This window comes from bacterium (genome assembly GCA_040755755.1).
Classification (GTDB): Bacteria; SZUA-182; SZUA-182; order DTGQ01; family DTGQ01; genus DTGQ01.
The window spans coordinates 15692-30879 of record JBFLZW010000076.1 but is presented as its reverse complement, the minus strand read 5'-3'; the positions used below and the strand labels follow the sequence as shown (position 1 = coordinate 30879).

13 protein-coding genes are annotated in these 15188 nt (G+C 51.8%); 7 read left to right on the top strand and 6 right to left on the bottom strand.

What is annotated here, in order from left to right; all coding sequences use genetic code 11:
- The 4 genes from AB1611_20510 to AB1611_20495 form a co-directional block, all read left to right on the top strand.
- Window positions 1-368: hypothetical protein (locus AB1611_20510; protein ID MEW6381966.1), on the top strand; the 368-nt coding region annotated here is incomplete at its 5' end.
- A gap of 428 nt (window positions 369-796) precedes the next feature.
- Window positions 797-2077, top strand: coding sequence for a hypothetical protein (locus AB1611_20505; protein ID MEW6381965.1), 1281 nt, complete (start codon window positions 797-799; stop codon window positions 2075-2077).
- A 122-nt stretch (window positions 2078-2199) separates the two neighbouring features.
- Complete coding sequence (locus AB1611_20500; GenBank protein ID MEW6381964.1) at window positions 2200-2586, top strand: aspartyl protease; 387 nt, start codon at window positions 2200-2202, stop codon at window positions 2584-2586.
- A 71-nt stretch (window positions 2587-2657) separates the two neighbouring features.
- The gene (locus AB1611_20495; protein MEW6381963.1) at window positions 2658-3863 is read left to right on the top strand and encodes a hypothetical protein; all 1206 of its coding nucleotides are present in this window, start codon (window positions 2658-2660) and stop codon (window positions 3861-3863) included.
- Window positions 3864-3875: 12 nt separating this feature from the next.
- Here the strand turns inward: AB1611_20495 and glnA are convergent, their stop codons facing one another.
- Together glnA and AB1611_20485 are read right to left on the bottom strand one after the other, a co-directional pair.
- Window positions 3876-5231 carry a type I glutamate--ammonia ligase gene (gene glnA, locus AB1611_20490; protein MEW6381962.1) on the bottom strand — a complete coding sequence of 452 codons (1356 nt, stop codon included), beginning with the start codon at window positions 5229-5231 and terminating at the stop codon, window positions 3876-3878.
- 122 nt (window positions 5232-5353) lie between these two features.
- Window positions 5354-6982: an FMN-binding glutamate synthase family protein gene (locus tag AB1611_20485; protein MEW6381961.1), complete on the bottom strand. Its 1629-nt coding sequence runs from the start codon at window positions 6980-6982 to the stop codon at window positions 5354-5356.
- Window positions 6983-7387: 405 nt separating this feature from the next.
- On the opposite strand from AB1611_20485, the gene AB1611_20480 reads away from it, so the two are divergent.
- Together AB1611_20480 and AB1611_20475 are read left to right on the top strand one after the other, a co-directional pair.
- Entirely contained in the window at window positions 7388-8413 is a 1026-nt protein-coding gene (locus AB1611_20480) for an NrpR regulatory domain-containing protein (protein MEW6381960.1), read from the top strand.
- 30 nt (window positions 8414-8443) lie between these two features.
- Window positions 8444-9556 (top strand): NAD(P)/FAD-dependent oxidoreductase, encoded by a 1113-nt coding sequence (locus tag AB1611_20475; GenBank protein MEW6381959.1) that lies wholly within the window; start codon window positions 8444-8446, stop codon window positions 9554-9556.
- Between the two features lie 252 nt (window positions 9557-9808).
- Here the strand turns inward: AB1611_20475 and AB1611_20470 are convergent, their stop codons facing one another.
- Genes AB1611_20470 through AB1611_20460 form a run of 3 tightly spaced genes read right to left on the bottom strand, consistent with a single transcriptional unit; the run spans window position 9809 to window position 10747 of the window.
- The gene (locus AB1611_20470; protein MEW6381958.1) at window positions 9809-10084 is read right to left on the bottom strand and encodes a hypothetical protein; all 276 of its coding nucleotides are present in this window, start codon (window positions 10082-10084) and stop codon (window positions 9809-9811) included.
- Entirely contained in the window at window positions 10014-10244 is a 231-nt protein-coding gene (locus tag AB1611_20465; protein ID MEW6381957.1) for a hypothetical protein, read from the bottom strand. Before AB1611_20465 ends, AB1611_20470 begins: the two co-directional genes overlap by 71 nt.
- Window positions 10245-10255: 11 nt before the next feature.
- On the bottom strand, window positions 10256-10747 hold the full coding sequence (locus AB1611_20460) for a redoxin domain-containing protein (GenBank protein MEW6381956.1): 492 nt from the start codon (window positions 10745-10747) through the stop codon (window positions 10256-10258).
- 262 nt (window positions 10748-11009) lie between these two features.
- On the opposite strand from AB1611_20460, the gene AB1611_20455 reads away from it, so the two are divergent.
- The gene (locus tag AB1611_20455; protein ID MEW6381955.1) at window positions 11010-12524 is read left to right on the top strand and encodes a right-handed parallel beta-helix repeat-containing protein; all 1515 of its coding nucleotides are present in this window, start codon (window positions 11010-11012) and stop codon (window positions 12522-12524) included.
- Window positions 12525-12555: 31 nt separating this feature from the next.
- On the opposite strand, the gene AB1611_20450 is transcribed toward AB1611_20455, so the two are convergent.
- Complete coding sequence (locus AB1611_20450) at window positions 12556-14811, bottom strand: sulfatase-like hydrolase/transferase (protein ID MEW6381954.1); 2256 nt, start codon at window positions 14809-14811, stop codon at window positions 12556-12558.
- Between the last annotated feature and the right edge of the window lie 377 nt (window positions 14812-15188).

The window sequence follows — 15188 nt, the reverse complement described above, 5'->3', positions numbered from 1 at the left end:
ACCTGAGCCGGGATGAATGGGAGCTGTACGACCAGAGCATGGTCTTTATCCAGGACCAGCGGGGAGCAGCCGAAGCCGCACTGGAAAAGGGCCTTGCTCAGGGTGAGCGGATCGGCATGGAAAAGGGCCTTGCCGAGGGTGAGAAGATCGGCATGGAAAAGGGCGAAAAGATTGGCATGGAAAAGGGTTTAGCTGAAGGAAAGCGAATTGGCCTTGCCCAGGGTGAGCGGATCGGCATGGAAAAGGGTGAGCGGATGGGGAGACTGGAGACTGCCAGGAAGCTTTTCCAAGCAGGAGTTGATCCCAAAATTATCAGGGATTCAACTGGCATATCTGAAGAAGAGTTGAAAAACCAGCAAACAAAATAAAAGAAGTGCCGGAACATCTGCAAGCAGGTGGCGGGTGCTGGCGAGTCAGTTCACGGGATGTGTGACAGACAACGATGCCCCTCTTCCCCCTTCCCCCAGGAGATTCGCACCCATTTGCACATATATGCAAAATTTTTCATAACACCAGTCTAAAAGGGGCGAATAAACGTATCAGCGACCATTCGTTTCTGTCTTTTATCAAATCTGGCACTGGAATTGCAAATATTTAAGAGCGTAGGGATTTCTTTTTGGTTAGAAGCGTTTCATTAACGATAGAATCTTAAGAAGAGGTTAGGAAGAGTATGAGGTCAGGGGAGAAAGTGCTGTTTATTTTTATCGCTGTCGCCGGAATAATTTTTGTAGGCTTGAGCGCGGGTTTTGTGGGATTAGCATCTGCGGATAGTACGGGGGTTCGGGAGGTCGTATCCATGACTAAGGTAGTAAGTGTATCCAACTCCCCCAACATCTACGATTCCATCGCTCTTAAGGTCAAAACCACCCAGCCGTTTAAAGTCTGTGTGCAGGCTTATACCACGGAAGGTGAGCATTGGATTACCTATTCATCGACGGTTAGCGGCTCACCGAAATACGATGAGGAAACCGGCATGATCGAAGCCGGAATGGGAAGCAATATAACCAATGGGCAGTGGAATACTATTGAATTAAACGTAAGGCTGACCCTGGAAGAGGAGGCTCTGACCATAGGCCATGCTCCCTGGAGCCTGCGCAATATAATGAAAATCAGCCTGCTTGGCAGCGACTTCGGAGTCCGGTATGTCAATGTATTCTATACCGATAGTGATGGCTCCAAAAAATATCAGCCGCTTGATAAGGACAGATATGGCAGCGATAACTTTGCCCTGCCGGATATTACCCCCCCAGCCTATAAAAAGAATTGGATGGGATGGGAGCTTACCGAACCCGAATATTTCTCTATCCAGCATGATGAAAATCTCGTCGGCTACCTCCAGGTACTGGGACCGGTTTCGGAAAGCTCGTCGGGAGGAACTGCCAGTCAGAACAGGGCCGGGGATTCTGTTGTCTACTCTCCCACTGATCTTGGCAGCTCGTACTATTCACCCTACTCGGCACTGGGAGGATATTATGACAATTATTACGGCCCGGCATGGTATGGCGGCCTTGGATACTACGGCGGTCTTGGATACTATGACTATTTAGGCTATGGCGCCTGGGGCTATGGAGGTCTCTTCGGCCTGGGTTACGGCGGACTCCTTGGCCTTGGCGGTTTATATGGCTATGGCCTGGGCGGCTATGGATATCCTCCCCCCCTGTACGGACTTGGCTATGGACTTTCAGGCTATGGCCTTCCCTACTCCAGTTACGGCTATCCCTATTCCCTCTACGGAGGCTTCCTCGGCTCTCCTCTGGGATTAGGCTACTCCTCTCTCCTGGGGGCAGGGCTGAGCAGCACTTCTCCTCTCCTGGCCGGACTCGACAGTTCATCACTGCTTGGCGGTACGGACCTGTTGAGCAGTCTGTCGAACCTGCCAACCAATACTTTTTCGCTTCCTGTCCTGGTTCCTTCAACCAGTCAGGTAAGCTTATCTTCCATCCTGGGGTTGAGCAATTTGGGATTATCCGGACTGTCCGGTGTTACAATACCGGTTACAACCTATACACCCGGATCGACCACGATTACCCTGCCTGACCTGTCAAGCCTCTTATCTTCGACCACCAGTACGATTTAGGTTGAGAAACAGAGAAAAGGGCGGGAGGATGAAGATTGGGTTGAATACTTCCGAAGGAAGGTATACACTGGAGGAGTAAAGGGATAACTATACTTTAGCCCTCAGAGAGAGAGGAGATTATCATGGGTCTTACAGTCCTGGAGATTGAGGTAGGAAACCCTGCCAACCCTGAAGTCAGGGAGAAATTGGAATTTCTGATTGATTCCGGGGCTATTTACTCTGTGGTTCCCGCCCCGGTTCTGGAGAAGCTTGGCATCAAGCCCTTGACAGAGCAGGCGTTCCGGCTGGCAGACGGAACCAAGATTGTACGCAAGAAGGGTGTTGCTATTTTCAAATACCGGGACATGATAGGAGGTGCAGATGTCATCTTCGGCGAGGAAGGGGACAGCGTGCTGCTCGGTGCCTTTACGCTTGAGGCGTTGGGATTGGCACTTGATCCACTGCGGCGGGAGCTTCGGCCATTGCCTATGGTTCTTGCTCTCTCGCACGAGGTACAAGAGGACATTTAGCGGTAATATAGTATTGTGGTGGGGCATAAGCTCCACCTACTCAATATAAACTTGGATGAGGCTCAGAGGGGATGGACAGGAAAAAGGTGTGGTTGTGGTTATTGCTTACGCTGGTAATAGTATGTATGGTGCCCGGCGCAAGAGGAGCGGAGGGAGCGGAGTCTTCACTGAAATCGGTCTATATCTATAAAGAATTCGAAGGGAAATCCTGCCGGCAGGATAACCTTCGCCTTTCGATCAAATCCCGGTATTCGCTGGTTATCTCTGTGCGTGTCGGTACCCAGGAGGGAGCGAGCCGATGGATCAATTTTACCACCACCGGCGGATCGCCCTCCTATCAGGCCGAGCTCATCGAGATTCCTCTTGGCAGCGCTATTACCGATGGAGCATGGCATGAGGTTGAGCTTCCCAACCTGAACGAGGTCCTCTCCCAGGGGGGAGATTCTTACGATCACCTTGAAAAGATCGGCATTCGAGGGGCGGATTTCCAACTGGGAGACATAGAGCTTTTCTCAGGGGATGCGAATGCCCCTTCCAGTGTGCAGGTCATGAGTTTTGATGATCCCACTATCTCAGATATAACCCGGTACGGCTGGTACACGAATGACAGCAGTGCGAAGGTCGCTCTCCATTACCTGCCGGAAGGAAATTACCTTCAGGCCAGCGGACAGACACCCCCCGCATCTTCTTCTCAGACAACACAGCAGGGACAGCAGGCAGCGAATTCTTCCTCTTCCTCCAATCAGGCCCTTCTCACCTCTTTCAATGAGGGCTGGTATAACAATTATTCATATCCGGCCTCATCGAACTATTATTCTTTCTCCGATTACTCCTCCTGGACATCCGGGCCTGTCTACCCACCCTATGTGCCTCCCCCACGGACATTTCAGCCGCTGTTCGGGCTTGGATATCCACCGGGAACGCCTCCCTATGGTTTTGGCCCTCAGCCTGTTCTGTCTCTTCTGACCAGGGCGGGTTTGCCCGCATACTTCAGTGATCCCAATCCGGGCTATCCCTACTCGGCAGGCGGGTATAATTTCAATACTCTGTTTGCCACCGGAAGCAGCCCTTACCCCTATGCAAGTCCTTTCCCTGCCCAGAGTTACGGCTATCTGGCTTCCCCTCTTGCGCCTGTTGACCCGACGTATAACATTTACACCTCACCTCTGACTACCACCCTCGCTCCTGCGGCCACGCTCTCCGGGCTTCTGACCGCAATCAGTACCGGTGGCGGTGGAGGCGGCGGTCCGGGCTTTGCCGGCGGGGCTTTGATCTAGGGGAGAAGATGGCTATAAGATAGGTAAATACCGGTCGATTTCATAATTAGTCACCCAGGTCCGGTATTGCTCCCATTCGATCTTCTTATTTTCAATAAACTTTTCAAAGATATGATCCCCAAGCGCCCTCTTTACCAGTTCACTTTTTTCTGTCAGGCATACAGCTTCGTACAGGTCTCCCGGCAGAGAGTCGATACCCCTTCTTTTCCGCTCAGCCGCACTCATCTCGAAAATATCCTCTTCGATGGGCTCCGGTATCTCATATCCTTTTTCCATACCCTCAAGACCTGCGGCCAGCATCACCGCAAAGGCCAGATACGGATTACAGGCAGGATCAGGACAGCGAAGCTCGATGCGGGTCGCTTTCTCTTTACCCGGTTTATACATCGGAACCCTGACCAGGGTCGATCTGTTTCTTCTTGCCCAGGAGATGTAAACAGGAGCTTCATAGCCGGGAACCAGTCTCTTGTATGAATTGACCCACTGGCAGATGATAGAGGTAAACTCAGGGGCGTGCTTCAGGATACCGGCAATATAGGCTTTTCCTTCCCGCGAGAGGTGGTATTTGTCATGAGGATCGAAGAAAATATTCTTATCGCCTTGAAATAACGATTGGTGGGTATGCATGCCACTGCCATTCTGGCCCATCAGAGGTTTCGGCATAAAAGTGGCATAAATTCCATGCTTCATGGCTATTTCCTTGACTATCAGCCGGTAGGTCATGGCATGATCGGCCATAGTGAGGGCATCGGTATACCGCAGGTCGATTTCGTGCTGCGAGGGAGCTACCTCATGGTGAGAGTATTCCACGGCTATTCCCATCTTCTCAAGAGCTAACACGGTTTCTTTCCGCAGGTCGGAGGCCAGATCGAGGGTTGTCTGATCGAAGTACCCCCCCTGGTCCAGTACTTCCGGCCTCCCGTGGCTGGATTTGAAATAAAAGTATTCAAGCTCAGGCCCTACGTAAAAAGTGTATCCCTGATCCGTTGCCCGCTTAAGATTTCTTTTCAGCACGCCTCGCGGATCACCTTTATAGGGGATGCCATCGGGCTCGTATATATCACAGAACATCTGGGCGACCGTAACCTCTCCCGGACTTTCAGGCAGAATCCGGAAGGTAGTAATATCCGGCATGGCTATCATGTCACTTTCATCGATGCGTGCATATCCCTGAATGGAAGATCCGTCAAAGCCCATGCCGCCTTCCAGGGCATTTTCCAGCTCGTTGATATTAATCGAAAAGCTTTTGAGTGATCCTAATACATCGGTAAACCAGAGGTGAATAAACCTGACATTGTTATCGGAGGCCATCTTCAAGATGTACTCCTTAGTCACTTCCTGATTGGCAGATAGCTTATGATCGGACATAGGTCGAAGCTCCTTATAATACAGCAGGGCTGAATAATAAAGAAGGGGCTAACCAGGAGTCAGCCCCTTTTATTCTATAATTGTATGGAAAATGATAATTTTTTACTGATAATTGATGATGCTCAGGCCAGGACCTCTTCAGCCTCTTCACGGCAGATATCAACCGCTTCAAGTACCTGCTCGGCCTGCTGGCGATAGGCATCCATGACGTAAGGGATGCCGGAGATTTTGGCCGCATCTTCGGTAAGGGCCATAAGATCGTTTCTGGAGATAGTGCTGAGCCGGAAATTTCTGCTGCCGGCCATGAGCTGCTGCAGGCCGACTCTGATCTTTTGCGCAAAGCTATAAATGCCGATGGCTCCCAGAGGAATATTCTTGATGTCGTTCCCGTATTTTTCAGCCAGCTCTGCGTAGCAGACAAAGATCTCTTCGGGCGTAGTGCCAAATTCGGAAACGGTCTTCGGCAGGTCATTGGCTTTAATCCATTCGGCAATGTTTTTGCCTACCATGCCGGGGATCATGAGCGCTCTTCCCATGCAGACTGCCTTGACATAGGGGGCACCCATTGCCAGAACCTTGAAGACATGGTCTTCGGTGGAAAATCCGCCAGCTATGGCAATGTCCGGTATCCGCATGCCCTTCTTGGCCAGTTTTTCGCAGAATTCATAGGTCATGGACTGTAGATAGAAGGTCGGAATTCCCCACTCCTGCATCATTCTCCAGGGGCTCATGCCTGTTCCGCCGGGGGCTCCGTCAATGGTTAGAAGGTCGATTTTGGCCATCGAGGAATATTTGATAGCCATAGCCAGCTCACGCATGGAGTAGGCGCCGGTCTTCAGGGTAATGCGCTTGAAGCCGAGTTTTCTGAGCCGCTCGACCTCAGCCAGAAAACCCTCTTCGGAAACAAAGCCCAAACGGGAATGACGCTCGAATTCCTTGATGGCTCCCGCCTTGAAGGCTTCCTGATTAGCTTTGCTTGAGGGGTCAGGGGTAACGATGTAGCCCCGTTTTTGAAGCTCGAGGGCTCTTTCCAGGGATTTAACCTTGATTTCACCGCCAATGCATTTCGCGCCCTGGCCCCATTTCAATTCTATGGTCTCAAGGTTATGCTTTTTCTGAACATACTCGGCAACACCCAGCCGGGTGTCCTCGACATTCATCTGTACCAGAATTTCGCCAAATCCTTCATGATATTTCTTGTAAACCTCGATACGGCGATCCATGTCAGGGGCTTTGACAACCTTGCGATGAGCATCAAGCTCCAGTTGAGGGTCGATACCGCAGACATTCTCTCCGCAAACCAGGGTGACACCGGAAATAGCCGCGCCTACTGCAAAGTGCTCCCAGTTCTTGCGGGCGATTTCCGTGGAACCCAATGCTCCGGTGAAGATCGGGGCTTTCATTCGTACTTTGATATCCCAGCCGTATTCTGTTTCCGTATTAACCGCGGGGAAGGTAGCGGTATCAGGGTTTGCCTCCATGCCATCAGGGAGTCCCTGGCCGCCCAGTGCGTAACCCTGAATGTTCAGATGAGAATAATCAACAGGATAATTTTTGTCAGCACCTGCCGTGACATCCCCAAACGGACCAGGATAAATTACCTCCCGACCCCGGAAAGAAGCTTTAAAAACCTCACAATTTCCCCGGCATCCATCAACGCAGCGGGAACATAATCCTGATCCGGGCACAACACTTTTCGAGCGGTTAAAGGTTCTGGTGGCATCATTTGAATTCGGCTGTTGTAAGTTCATATTTCCTTCTCCTTACAGGCTAATAAGACTACACTCTACAACTTACCCTGATAGGGTGCAACCAAAGCTCTCTCCCCCTCCTTGACTGCACCCTTTCCGTGTTCGGCAATACCATGCCTATTTTTTGGTCATCAAAATATCACGCCACTGACTGGGATGTCAAGTACCATTCAGCAACCTGATGCTTATTTTTTCGGCATGAGATGATCAATTATACGGGAGTGTGCCGAAGATAGTTTTAAGATAGAGCCATGAATGACAGGCTATCACGGCAATTTCGTTATGCACATGAATTAGGCAATATTGCCGAGTTTTTCTTTGCCAACTCCCCTTTCCTATGATAAAGTAGTCGCACTATTGCCGAGTAGCTCACCGAGGACCGGAAGTCTCAAGGAGAATCTTCGCATGGAAATAAAAACCGATAAAAACATCATCGCTATCCTGCGGGCGTTGCGGGAAGCATCAGGACCTTTTGGCGGAACAAGAATTGCCAAACAGATTCAATCATACGGTATCCATCTTTCTCCCCGGGCGGTGAGATACTATCTTGCCCTTACCGATAAGGCCGGATTTACCCGGAACCTGGGTGAAAAGCGTGGCCGGATGATCACTCCTGAAGGCAGAAAAGAACTGAACAGCGCTTTTGTCATGGGTAAGATTGGCCTTGTCGCTTCCATGATCGATGAGCTGTCCTATAGGATGAAATTTTCCCTGGCCAAGCTCAGCGGGAATATCGTATTGAATATTTCCACCATCCAGTCGCAGGATTTTGCCAGGGCACTTGAGCATATCATCCCTGTTTTTCACAAAGGGCTTGGCATGGGCCAGTTCGCGGTTGTCAGGGAGTCAGGAAGTCAGCTCGGAAACTTTGATATTCCTCAAGGGACAGTAGCCATTGGTACGGTATGCAGCGTGACTATCAATGGGATATTTCTCAATTCGGGCATCCCGGTTTTGTCCCGCTTCGGAGGACTACTGGAGATGAGATGCGGCCAGCCGGTCAGATTCACCGAAATTATCGCCTATGACGGATCTACCCTCGATCCTCTGGAAATTTTCATCAGGGGGCGCATGACCAGCGTCGCTCAGGCTGCGAATCAGGGGAATGGCCTCATTGGTGCCAGTTTCCGCGAAATACCTGCCGCCGCCATTCCGGAAGCGGAAAGGATCAGGAAAAAGCTTATCAAGGCAGGACTGGGAGGGATCCTGATGATTGGAAAGCCTGGTCAGGCACTGCTCGACATCCCTGTTCCCGAAGGGAAGGCGGCCATGATCGTTGTCGGGGGATTGAATCCGCTTGCAGCCTGTGAAGAGAATAACCTGAAAACCAGTAACATGGCTATGGGGACCCTCTTCGATTTCAAGGAACTGTCGCCCATCAGTCACCTTGAACAACTGTACGATGAGCGTTGTACCAGGATAGCAGAGTAATAATAAGGGCAAATAATAAGGATATGGACTATGGATGAGGTAAGGATAACCATAATCGGTGCAGGGGTAATTGGTTTGTCGATAGCTGCGGAACTGTCAAAGAGCTACACGGATATCGTGGTCCTGGAGAAAAACAGCGGCTTTGGCCAGGAAACGAGCAGCAGAAACAGTGAAGTGATTCATGCGGGATTGTATTATCCGCCTGATTCACTCAAATTAAAGCTCTGCCTGGAAGGTGCGGACTATCTCTATGAGACATGCCAGAAGGCTGCTATTCCGTATAAGCGACTGGGTAAATTAATCACAGCTCCAGAAGTCTCTGAATTGGAAGCCCTGGAAAAGCTGTTCAAAAATGCCCAATCCCACGGAGCCCGGGATTTAAAAATCCTCACCCGGAAAGAGATCCGCAGGCTGGAGCCGTATGCCAGGGGCATCGCCGGTATTCATTCACCCCATACCGGCATTATCGATACCCATTCCCTGATGAAATACCTGGCCAGATCGGCCCAATCGAGAGGCGCCGATCTGGTTTATTGCAGCGAAGTCACTGTCCTGCAGAAAGAGAGCACCGGATTCATCGTTGGCCTCAAGCAGGATAATTACCGATTCCGCTCACAAGCGGTCATCAACTGCGCAGGCTTGTTTGCCGATCGAATCGCCTCCCTGCCCGGCATCGATATCGACCGGCAGGGCTACCGGCTCCATTTTTGCAAGGGCGATTATTTTTCCTACGCCAAACCCTCTCCCATCAGCAGGCTGGTTTATCCTCTGCCCCATACTCACTACCTCGGCGTCCATGCCACGCTGGATATGGGCTCGCGCCTTCGCTTCGGTCCGGATGCGGAGTATTCAGGCGAAATTGATTATACGGTACAGGATGAGAAGGCGGAAACTTTCTATCAGGCAGCCCGGAAGATCATCACCAATCTGGAAAAAGAAGCCATCGTGCCCGATATGGCGGGGATCAGACCGAAGCTTCAAGGTCCCCATGACTCTTTCCGGGATTTTATCATCAAGGAGGAGTCTGACCTTGGCTTTTCCGGCCTCATCAACCTGATCGGAATTGAATCGCCGGGCCTGACCTCCTGCCTGGCTATTGCCAGGATGGTTGCGGGATTGGTGGCTGAAATCATGAATGCATAATCGTAATGGATTCCTGTTCATGTCGTAACTCCTTCCTTATCAATATTTCGATGAAAAGGCCTGGCCACACCTCATTTCTAGCCACCCTACTCCAAAAAGCGGCTACCAAAAACTCTTGACAAATTTACTTGTATACGTTATCATGTAAACGTAAACATAATAAAGGAGAGAAAGTATAGATAAAATCTTTTCAGTATGCCTGGATGAGGACCTCATCCGGCACATTGATCAAGTTTGTAAAGGCAACATCCATCAGTAAAAAAAGCTGTGTTGTCTCATGATCTTTGCCCCCATAGCCAGGATCTCATCTCTACTTACCCAGTGGCCTTCGATCAAGCCAATGATCGTCCGAAGGTAATGAACCGTGACCTCATCGTAGGCTGGTTCAGGGGCACAGACAGCTTCAGAAGACCGGCCCGATGGTTTCTCATTGCCGGTATCACTGCTGTCACCGTCATTACTGCCAGCATTTTCCAGCATGGCCTCCATTACACGCCTGCTGCTCTTGACTGCTTCGCCGCTGCTCATTGAGGGCCTTCTTCCTGGCTTTGCCCTCATCGGTGCGGTAGTATTCAGTGCTCCGTTTCGTTGAACACTCCTTGCGATGGGCCTGCCTCCAGCCAAATGGACACATAAGATCACTTCGACCGGCATTGCGGGACTCCCCGGTGTAACCTACACCGGCCATTCCGCAACCCCTCACTCAGGGCATTGGGTCTCGATAAAGAGAAGATGGCTGAGTATCTCCCTGATTGTGGGAAGTGGCTCTCCCTGGCTGGTCCGGTAGATTGCCGAAATTTCATTGAAGCGGTCGGTTATGAAGACTGCCGGATATGGCCTTCCACCTGGCGCGATCGAAGCACCGGCAGCCAGATGTGCTTTCCCCTCCGTATCAGCCAGTACCGGAAAGGGAAATCCGGCTTTATCCTTGATCTGGCCGGCATCCTGCTCCGAACCCCGGATCACGGCCAGCACTTCGGCATTTTCCTGCACAAGCTCAGGGTAGTGTCGGGCCAGATCAAGCAGAAACCGACGTGTCAGTTCGTCATCCACCAGGTTTCCGGCAAAGAGCAGGACCAGATTTTTCCGGTCGTGGTAACCTGAAGGGTGAACACACCCTCCCCCGGCAGAGACCAGATGAAAATCAGGTATAAGGGTGCCCGGTTTGAGTTCGGTTTGCTCAACGTTCATACTCTGTACTCCTTTTCTCACTATGATATTCGGTGACTATTAAACTACACCAGAAATCGGCAAATTCTCTGAAGAATCATTATTATCTCTTCACAAGCCTGGCCAATGAAGAGGTACCGGGTTGCACAACTTGCATCGCAGTGAGCTTTTCGAGAGTCAGGATTCACCGGAACGACCGATATAAGCTAAAAATCCGATTTCGCAGCACCAATTGCTCTTAAGAATTTAAAAATTAAATTCTCCCCTTTTTGGAGGAAGCGTCATGAGCACGGTGTGGGGAAGGGTTTGCAATCCGGTTACCTGGCTTATGAAAGCAGCATTCGGAATACTGGCATCGATGAAGATGCTGACGGCAGTAATGTCGATGCTTGCTCTGTCGGAGGCGGTAATGATCGTGAATCCTCCGCAGGCTCTGGCCGCCATATTGCGGGTGCCGGGTAATCACCGTACGATCCAGGATGCCATTGATGCTGCCGCTGGCGGCGATGTTATTCTGGTCGGCATGGGGCGCTACTATGAACATATTGATTTTTCAGGGAAAGCCATTACCGTAACCGGCGCTGACCCGAACAATCCCACGGTGGTGGCTGCCACGATTATTGACGGCAGTCAGAAAGACCGGGCGGTTTCTTTCAGCAGTGGAGAAGGAAGGGCTTCCGTGCTGCGCGGAATCACGATCCAAAAGGCAGGTGCCGAGCTTTCCTACGGCGGGATATACTGCTCCGGATCCTCTCCAACCATCAGTAATTGCCTGATAAGCGAAAATCAGGGAGCGGGTATTTACTGCTCTGAATCCTCAGCGCTTATCGCCGATTGCACGATCAGCGAAAATGGCGATGGCATTACCTGCTGGAGGTCATCGCCTGAGATTACCCGCTGCCTCAGCAGTAAAAACCTGTGCTGCGGGATATACTGCGGTGAAGGCTCTTCACCAACCATTGCCAATTGCCGCATCAGCGAAAACCTGAGTACCGGCTTAAGCTGCGTAAGCTCAGCGGTCACAGTTCGCGATTGTACTATCTGCGGCAATAACCGCCTCGATGGTGCAAACGGCGGGGGAATCCGCTGTCTGGAAAATGCCTCACCGACAATCGCCGGATGCCTGATCGTGAATAATTCATCGGGTGCAGGCGGCGGAATTTACTGCGACTGGGACTGTTCACCGGCCATCAGCAATTGCCTCATTGCCGGAAACTCGGCGGCTCTGGCAGGAGGTGGCATCCTGTGCAGCGGCAATGCCTCCCCGCTTATCGTCAATTGCCTCATTGCCCGCAATTCGGTTGTCGAGGGGCCTGGGGGCGGAATTCACTGCGATGGTGCCGGGACCACATTTCCCTATTCACCAGTTCTTGCTCTTCCGATGCCGAAAATCACGAATTGCACAATTACGCAAAATTCCGCGTCCCAGCCGGGTGGCGGAATATCCAGCTTCCTTTCCTGCCCGGCAATTACCAACTGCATCCTGTGGGCAGATCTTCCGAATGAAGTCTCCGGCAGGTCAATCATCATCACCTATTCCGATATTCAGGGCGGGTATTCCGGCCGGGGCAATATCAGGGCTAATCCCCTGTTTACCGATCCAGGGAACAGCGACTGGCACCTGAAATCCGGCTCTCCCTGTATCAATGCCGGAACAGCCCGCAACGCTCCTGCCCAGGATAATGATGGCCATCCCAGGGACAGCCATCCGGATATGGGTGCCTTTGAGCATGATCTGGATCATGCTCAAGCACCTTTCAGGATATTCTCTCGCCGGGACCTGCGCAGGAAGTGGTAACCGGGTTTCCTCCTCTGTTTCCCCTGGCCCTCTACCTTCCCTGGCCAGCCTTCTGTATCTCGATGGTCTGCTGGGTTCTTTCAAGCAGTTGACGTCCCAGGGCATTCTGGGGATCAATCTTCAGCACTGTCTTGAATTCCTCCAGGGCCCTGGCAAAATCCCCTTTGTTCTGCGCATAGATGATGCCCATATTCAGATGGGGGTCCGCCCATTTCGGGTCCTTGGCCGCGGCCTTTTGAAAGGAAGCAATGGCCTGATCATAGGAATTCTGATAGGCATAGACCATGCCCATGCTCAGATAAGCCCGGCTGTAGTCCGGCGACACTTCGATCAGCTTCCGGAACGCATCCAGGGCTTCGGTATTCTTCCGCTGCTCCATATAGATACTGCCAAGGTTATAGAGGGCCGAAGGATCTTTCGGATCGGCCTTGAGCACTGTTTTGCAGAGATCTATGGCCTTATCCACCTCTTTCAGATTATAGTACACGGAAACCAGGTGGTTTTGGGCCAGGGTGTAGCGAGGATCAAGCTCCAGGCACTTTTCCAGTTGGACTTTGGCTTCGGCCCAGTTTGCCTTGCCGATATAATACAATCCAAGGTTGAGGTAGACCTCCCGGCTTTTGGGATTCAGCTTCAGGGCCCTTTCCAGAGCGTCCTTTCCCTCTTCAGTCTGACCGGCACCCATATACAGGGTCCCCAATTGGACCAGGTTGTCCAGATGGTCAGGTCCCAGTGCAACTGCCTGCCGGTAAGCCTCGATAGCCTGAGCGGTCTTCCCCATGATCTGATAGACGGCTCCGAGGCAGGTGAAGGCATCGATGTTTTTGGGGTCCTCCCTGATAATCTTTTCAAATTCCCTGATGGCCTCAGCGTACTTTTGCCGGCCAAGGTAGTTTGCTCCATCATTGAAATGCCTGAGCAGGCCGACCTTGCGCTTGGGATCGGGATAGACAGGTTTATTCTTGCCGGAGTCGCTGGTAAAGACATAGCCGAGGCTCTTCAATTTTTCCCGGGATGCAGGATCAAGGGTCACGGGTTTGGCCGAAGGTGCCCCGTGCGCCGAAGCGGATGCACAACGCTTTTTCAGATCAGCAAGGTCCTTCTGATACTTTTCAGCCAGCTTTTTCTCCTTCTGGATCAGGTTATTTCCTTCAGCCGGATCTTTGACGAGATCGTAAAGCTCACTTTCCGGGGCCTTGATGTACTTCCACTGCCCGGTGCGGATGCCCTCCAGGGGGCTCCAGCCGTAGGTAAATCTGGGATAATCGGTTTCACAGTAGAGCACCAGGCCAAGGTCCTTCTTCTGGCCGCTTATCAGGGGCAGGAGACTGGATCCCTGCATGCTGGCCGGAGCCTTTTGCCCCAGGACATCCAGCAGGCTCGGAGCAATATCAATCAGCCGGACGAGAGAGCGGATTCTCGTATTTTTCGGCATCCGGGCAGGATAGCGGAAAATCAGAGGAACGTGAAGCGTGGCCTCGTAGAGGAAAATGCCGTGGGTATCCTCCTGATGGTCCCCCAGTCCCTCGCCGTGGTCTCCGGACAGGGCAATGAGGGTCTGGTCATAAATCCCCTGCTCCTTCAGCTTGTTAATCAACACCCTGATCCAGGAATCTGCATAGGCGATCTCTCCATCGTACGGACTGTGAGCATACACATCCTTGAATGGGGCCGGGGGATCGTAGGCAGTGTGGGGATCATAGTAATGCACCCACAGAAAGAAGGGAGCGCCCTTTTTGCGGCTGCTCAGCCACTGAACCGCCGCCCTGGTCACGGTTTCGGCCCTGCGCTCCTTCTGGAGCATGGCCGACTGGACGCCGGTTGTCAGATCGTCGTTGTAAACATCGAATCCCTGATCCAGGCCAAAGCGGGAATCGAGAACATAGGCGGAAACAAAGGCTGCGGTCTCATACCCCTGCTTCTTGAGTATCTCGGCCAGAGTGAGAGCGGATTCAGACAGAGAAAAGGTGCCGTTGCTCCGAAGACCGTGGGTAATCGGATAAGTCCCGGTAAAAATCGAGGCATGCGCAGGCAGGGTGGTTGGCGTCGGAGTAAAGGCCTGCTCAAACAAGACCCCCTCACCGGCCAGAGCATCTATCTGAGGTGTCTTGATCCGCCGATAGCCGTAGCAGCCAAGCCGGTCCGCCCGCAGCGTATCCACGGTGATGACAACGATATTCGAAGGCGATTTGCCGCCCTGCGCACTCAGGGAAAGACGGGGAAAAAACAAAACCAGGAGCCACAGGCTCAAAAGAATCTTTTTCATGTTCATACGGGACTTCTTCATGCCGGGTATCTCTCCTTGCGTTTAGTGACCTGCTCGTAAAAATAACCATTCACTCACCCCTCAAATTCCCTCCCGAAAGAGAAAGTTCGGGCTGGCAGGGCTTGCTATTTCAACTCTTTATAAAGAACAACTTTGGTTAAAATATAGCAAGATATCAATAAGGAGTCAAGAAATGCCGGACGGGATAAAGAGGGGGAGGAAACGGCATGCAATAAAGATACGGTTTTCAGCAAAAAACCGACCCCCGATGGGGTTCAGAGACCTTTGAACCCCATCGGGGGTGAGGAAAAGATCGGAGCTTCATCACGGCGCAGGAATTACGCGGCCGGTTAAACAATAGCCCCCTCACCCCAGCCCTCTCGCGCCGTATACGAACG

Coding starts and splice junctions, on each gene's coding strand:
- AB1611_20505 (MEW6381965.1), top strand. CDS start 797: ATGACTAAGGTAGTAAGTGTATCCAACTCCCCCAACATCTACGATTCC.
- AB1611_20500 (MEW6381964.1), top strand. CDS start 2,200: ATGGGTCTTACAGTCCTGGAGATTGAGGTAGGAAACCCTGCCAACCCT.
- AB1611_20495 (MEW6381963.1), top strand. CDS start 2,658: ATGGACAGGAAAAAGGTGTGGTTGTGGTTATTGCTTACGCTGGTAATA.
- glnA (MEW6381962.1), bottom strand. CDS start 5,231: ATGTCCGATCATAAGCTATCTGCCAATCAGGAAGTGACTAAGGAGTAC.
- AB1611_20485 (MEW6381961.1), bottom strand. CDS start 6,982: ATGAACTTACAACAGCCGAATTCAAATGATGCCACCAGAACCTTTAAC.
- AB1611_20480 (MEW6381960.1), top strand. CDS start 7,388: ATGGAAATAAAAACCGATAAAAACATCATCGCTATCCTGCGGGCGTTG.
- AB1611_20475 (MEW6381959.1), top strand. CDS start 8,444: ATGGATGAGGTAAGGATAACCATAATCGGTGCAGGGGTAATTGGTTTG.
- AB1611_20470 (MEW6381958.1), bottom strand. CDS start 10,084: ATGAGCAGCGGCGAAGCAGTCAAGAGCAGCAGGCGTGTAATGGAGGCC.
- AB1611_20465 (MEW6381957.1), bottom strand. CDS start 10,244: ATGGCCGGTGTAGGTTACACCGGGGAGTCCCGCAATGCCGGTCGAAGT.
- AB1611_20460 (MEW6381956.1), bottom strand. CDS start 10,747: ATGAACGTTGAGCAAACCGAACTCAAACCGGGCACCCTTATACCTGAT.
- AB1611_20455 (MEW6381955.1), top strand. CDS start 11,010: ATGAGCACGGTGTGGGGAAGGGTTTGCAATCCGGTTACCTGGCTTATG.
- AB1611_20450 (MEW6381954.1), bottom strand. CDS start 14,811: ATGAAGAAGTCCCGTATGAACATGAAAAAGATTCTTTTGAGCCTGTGG.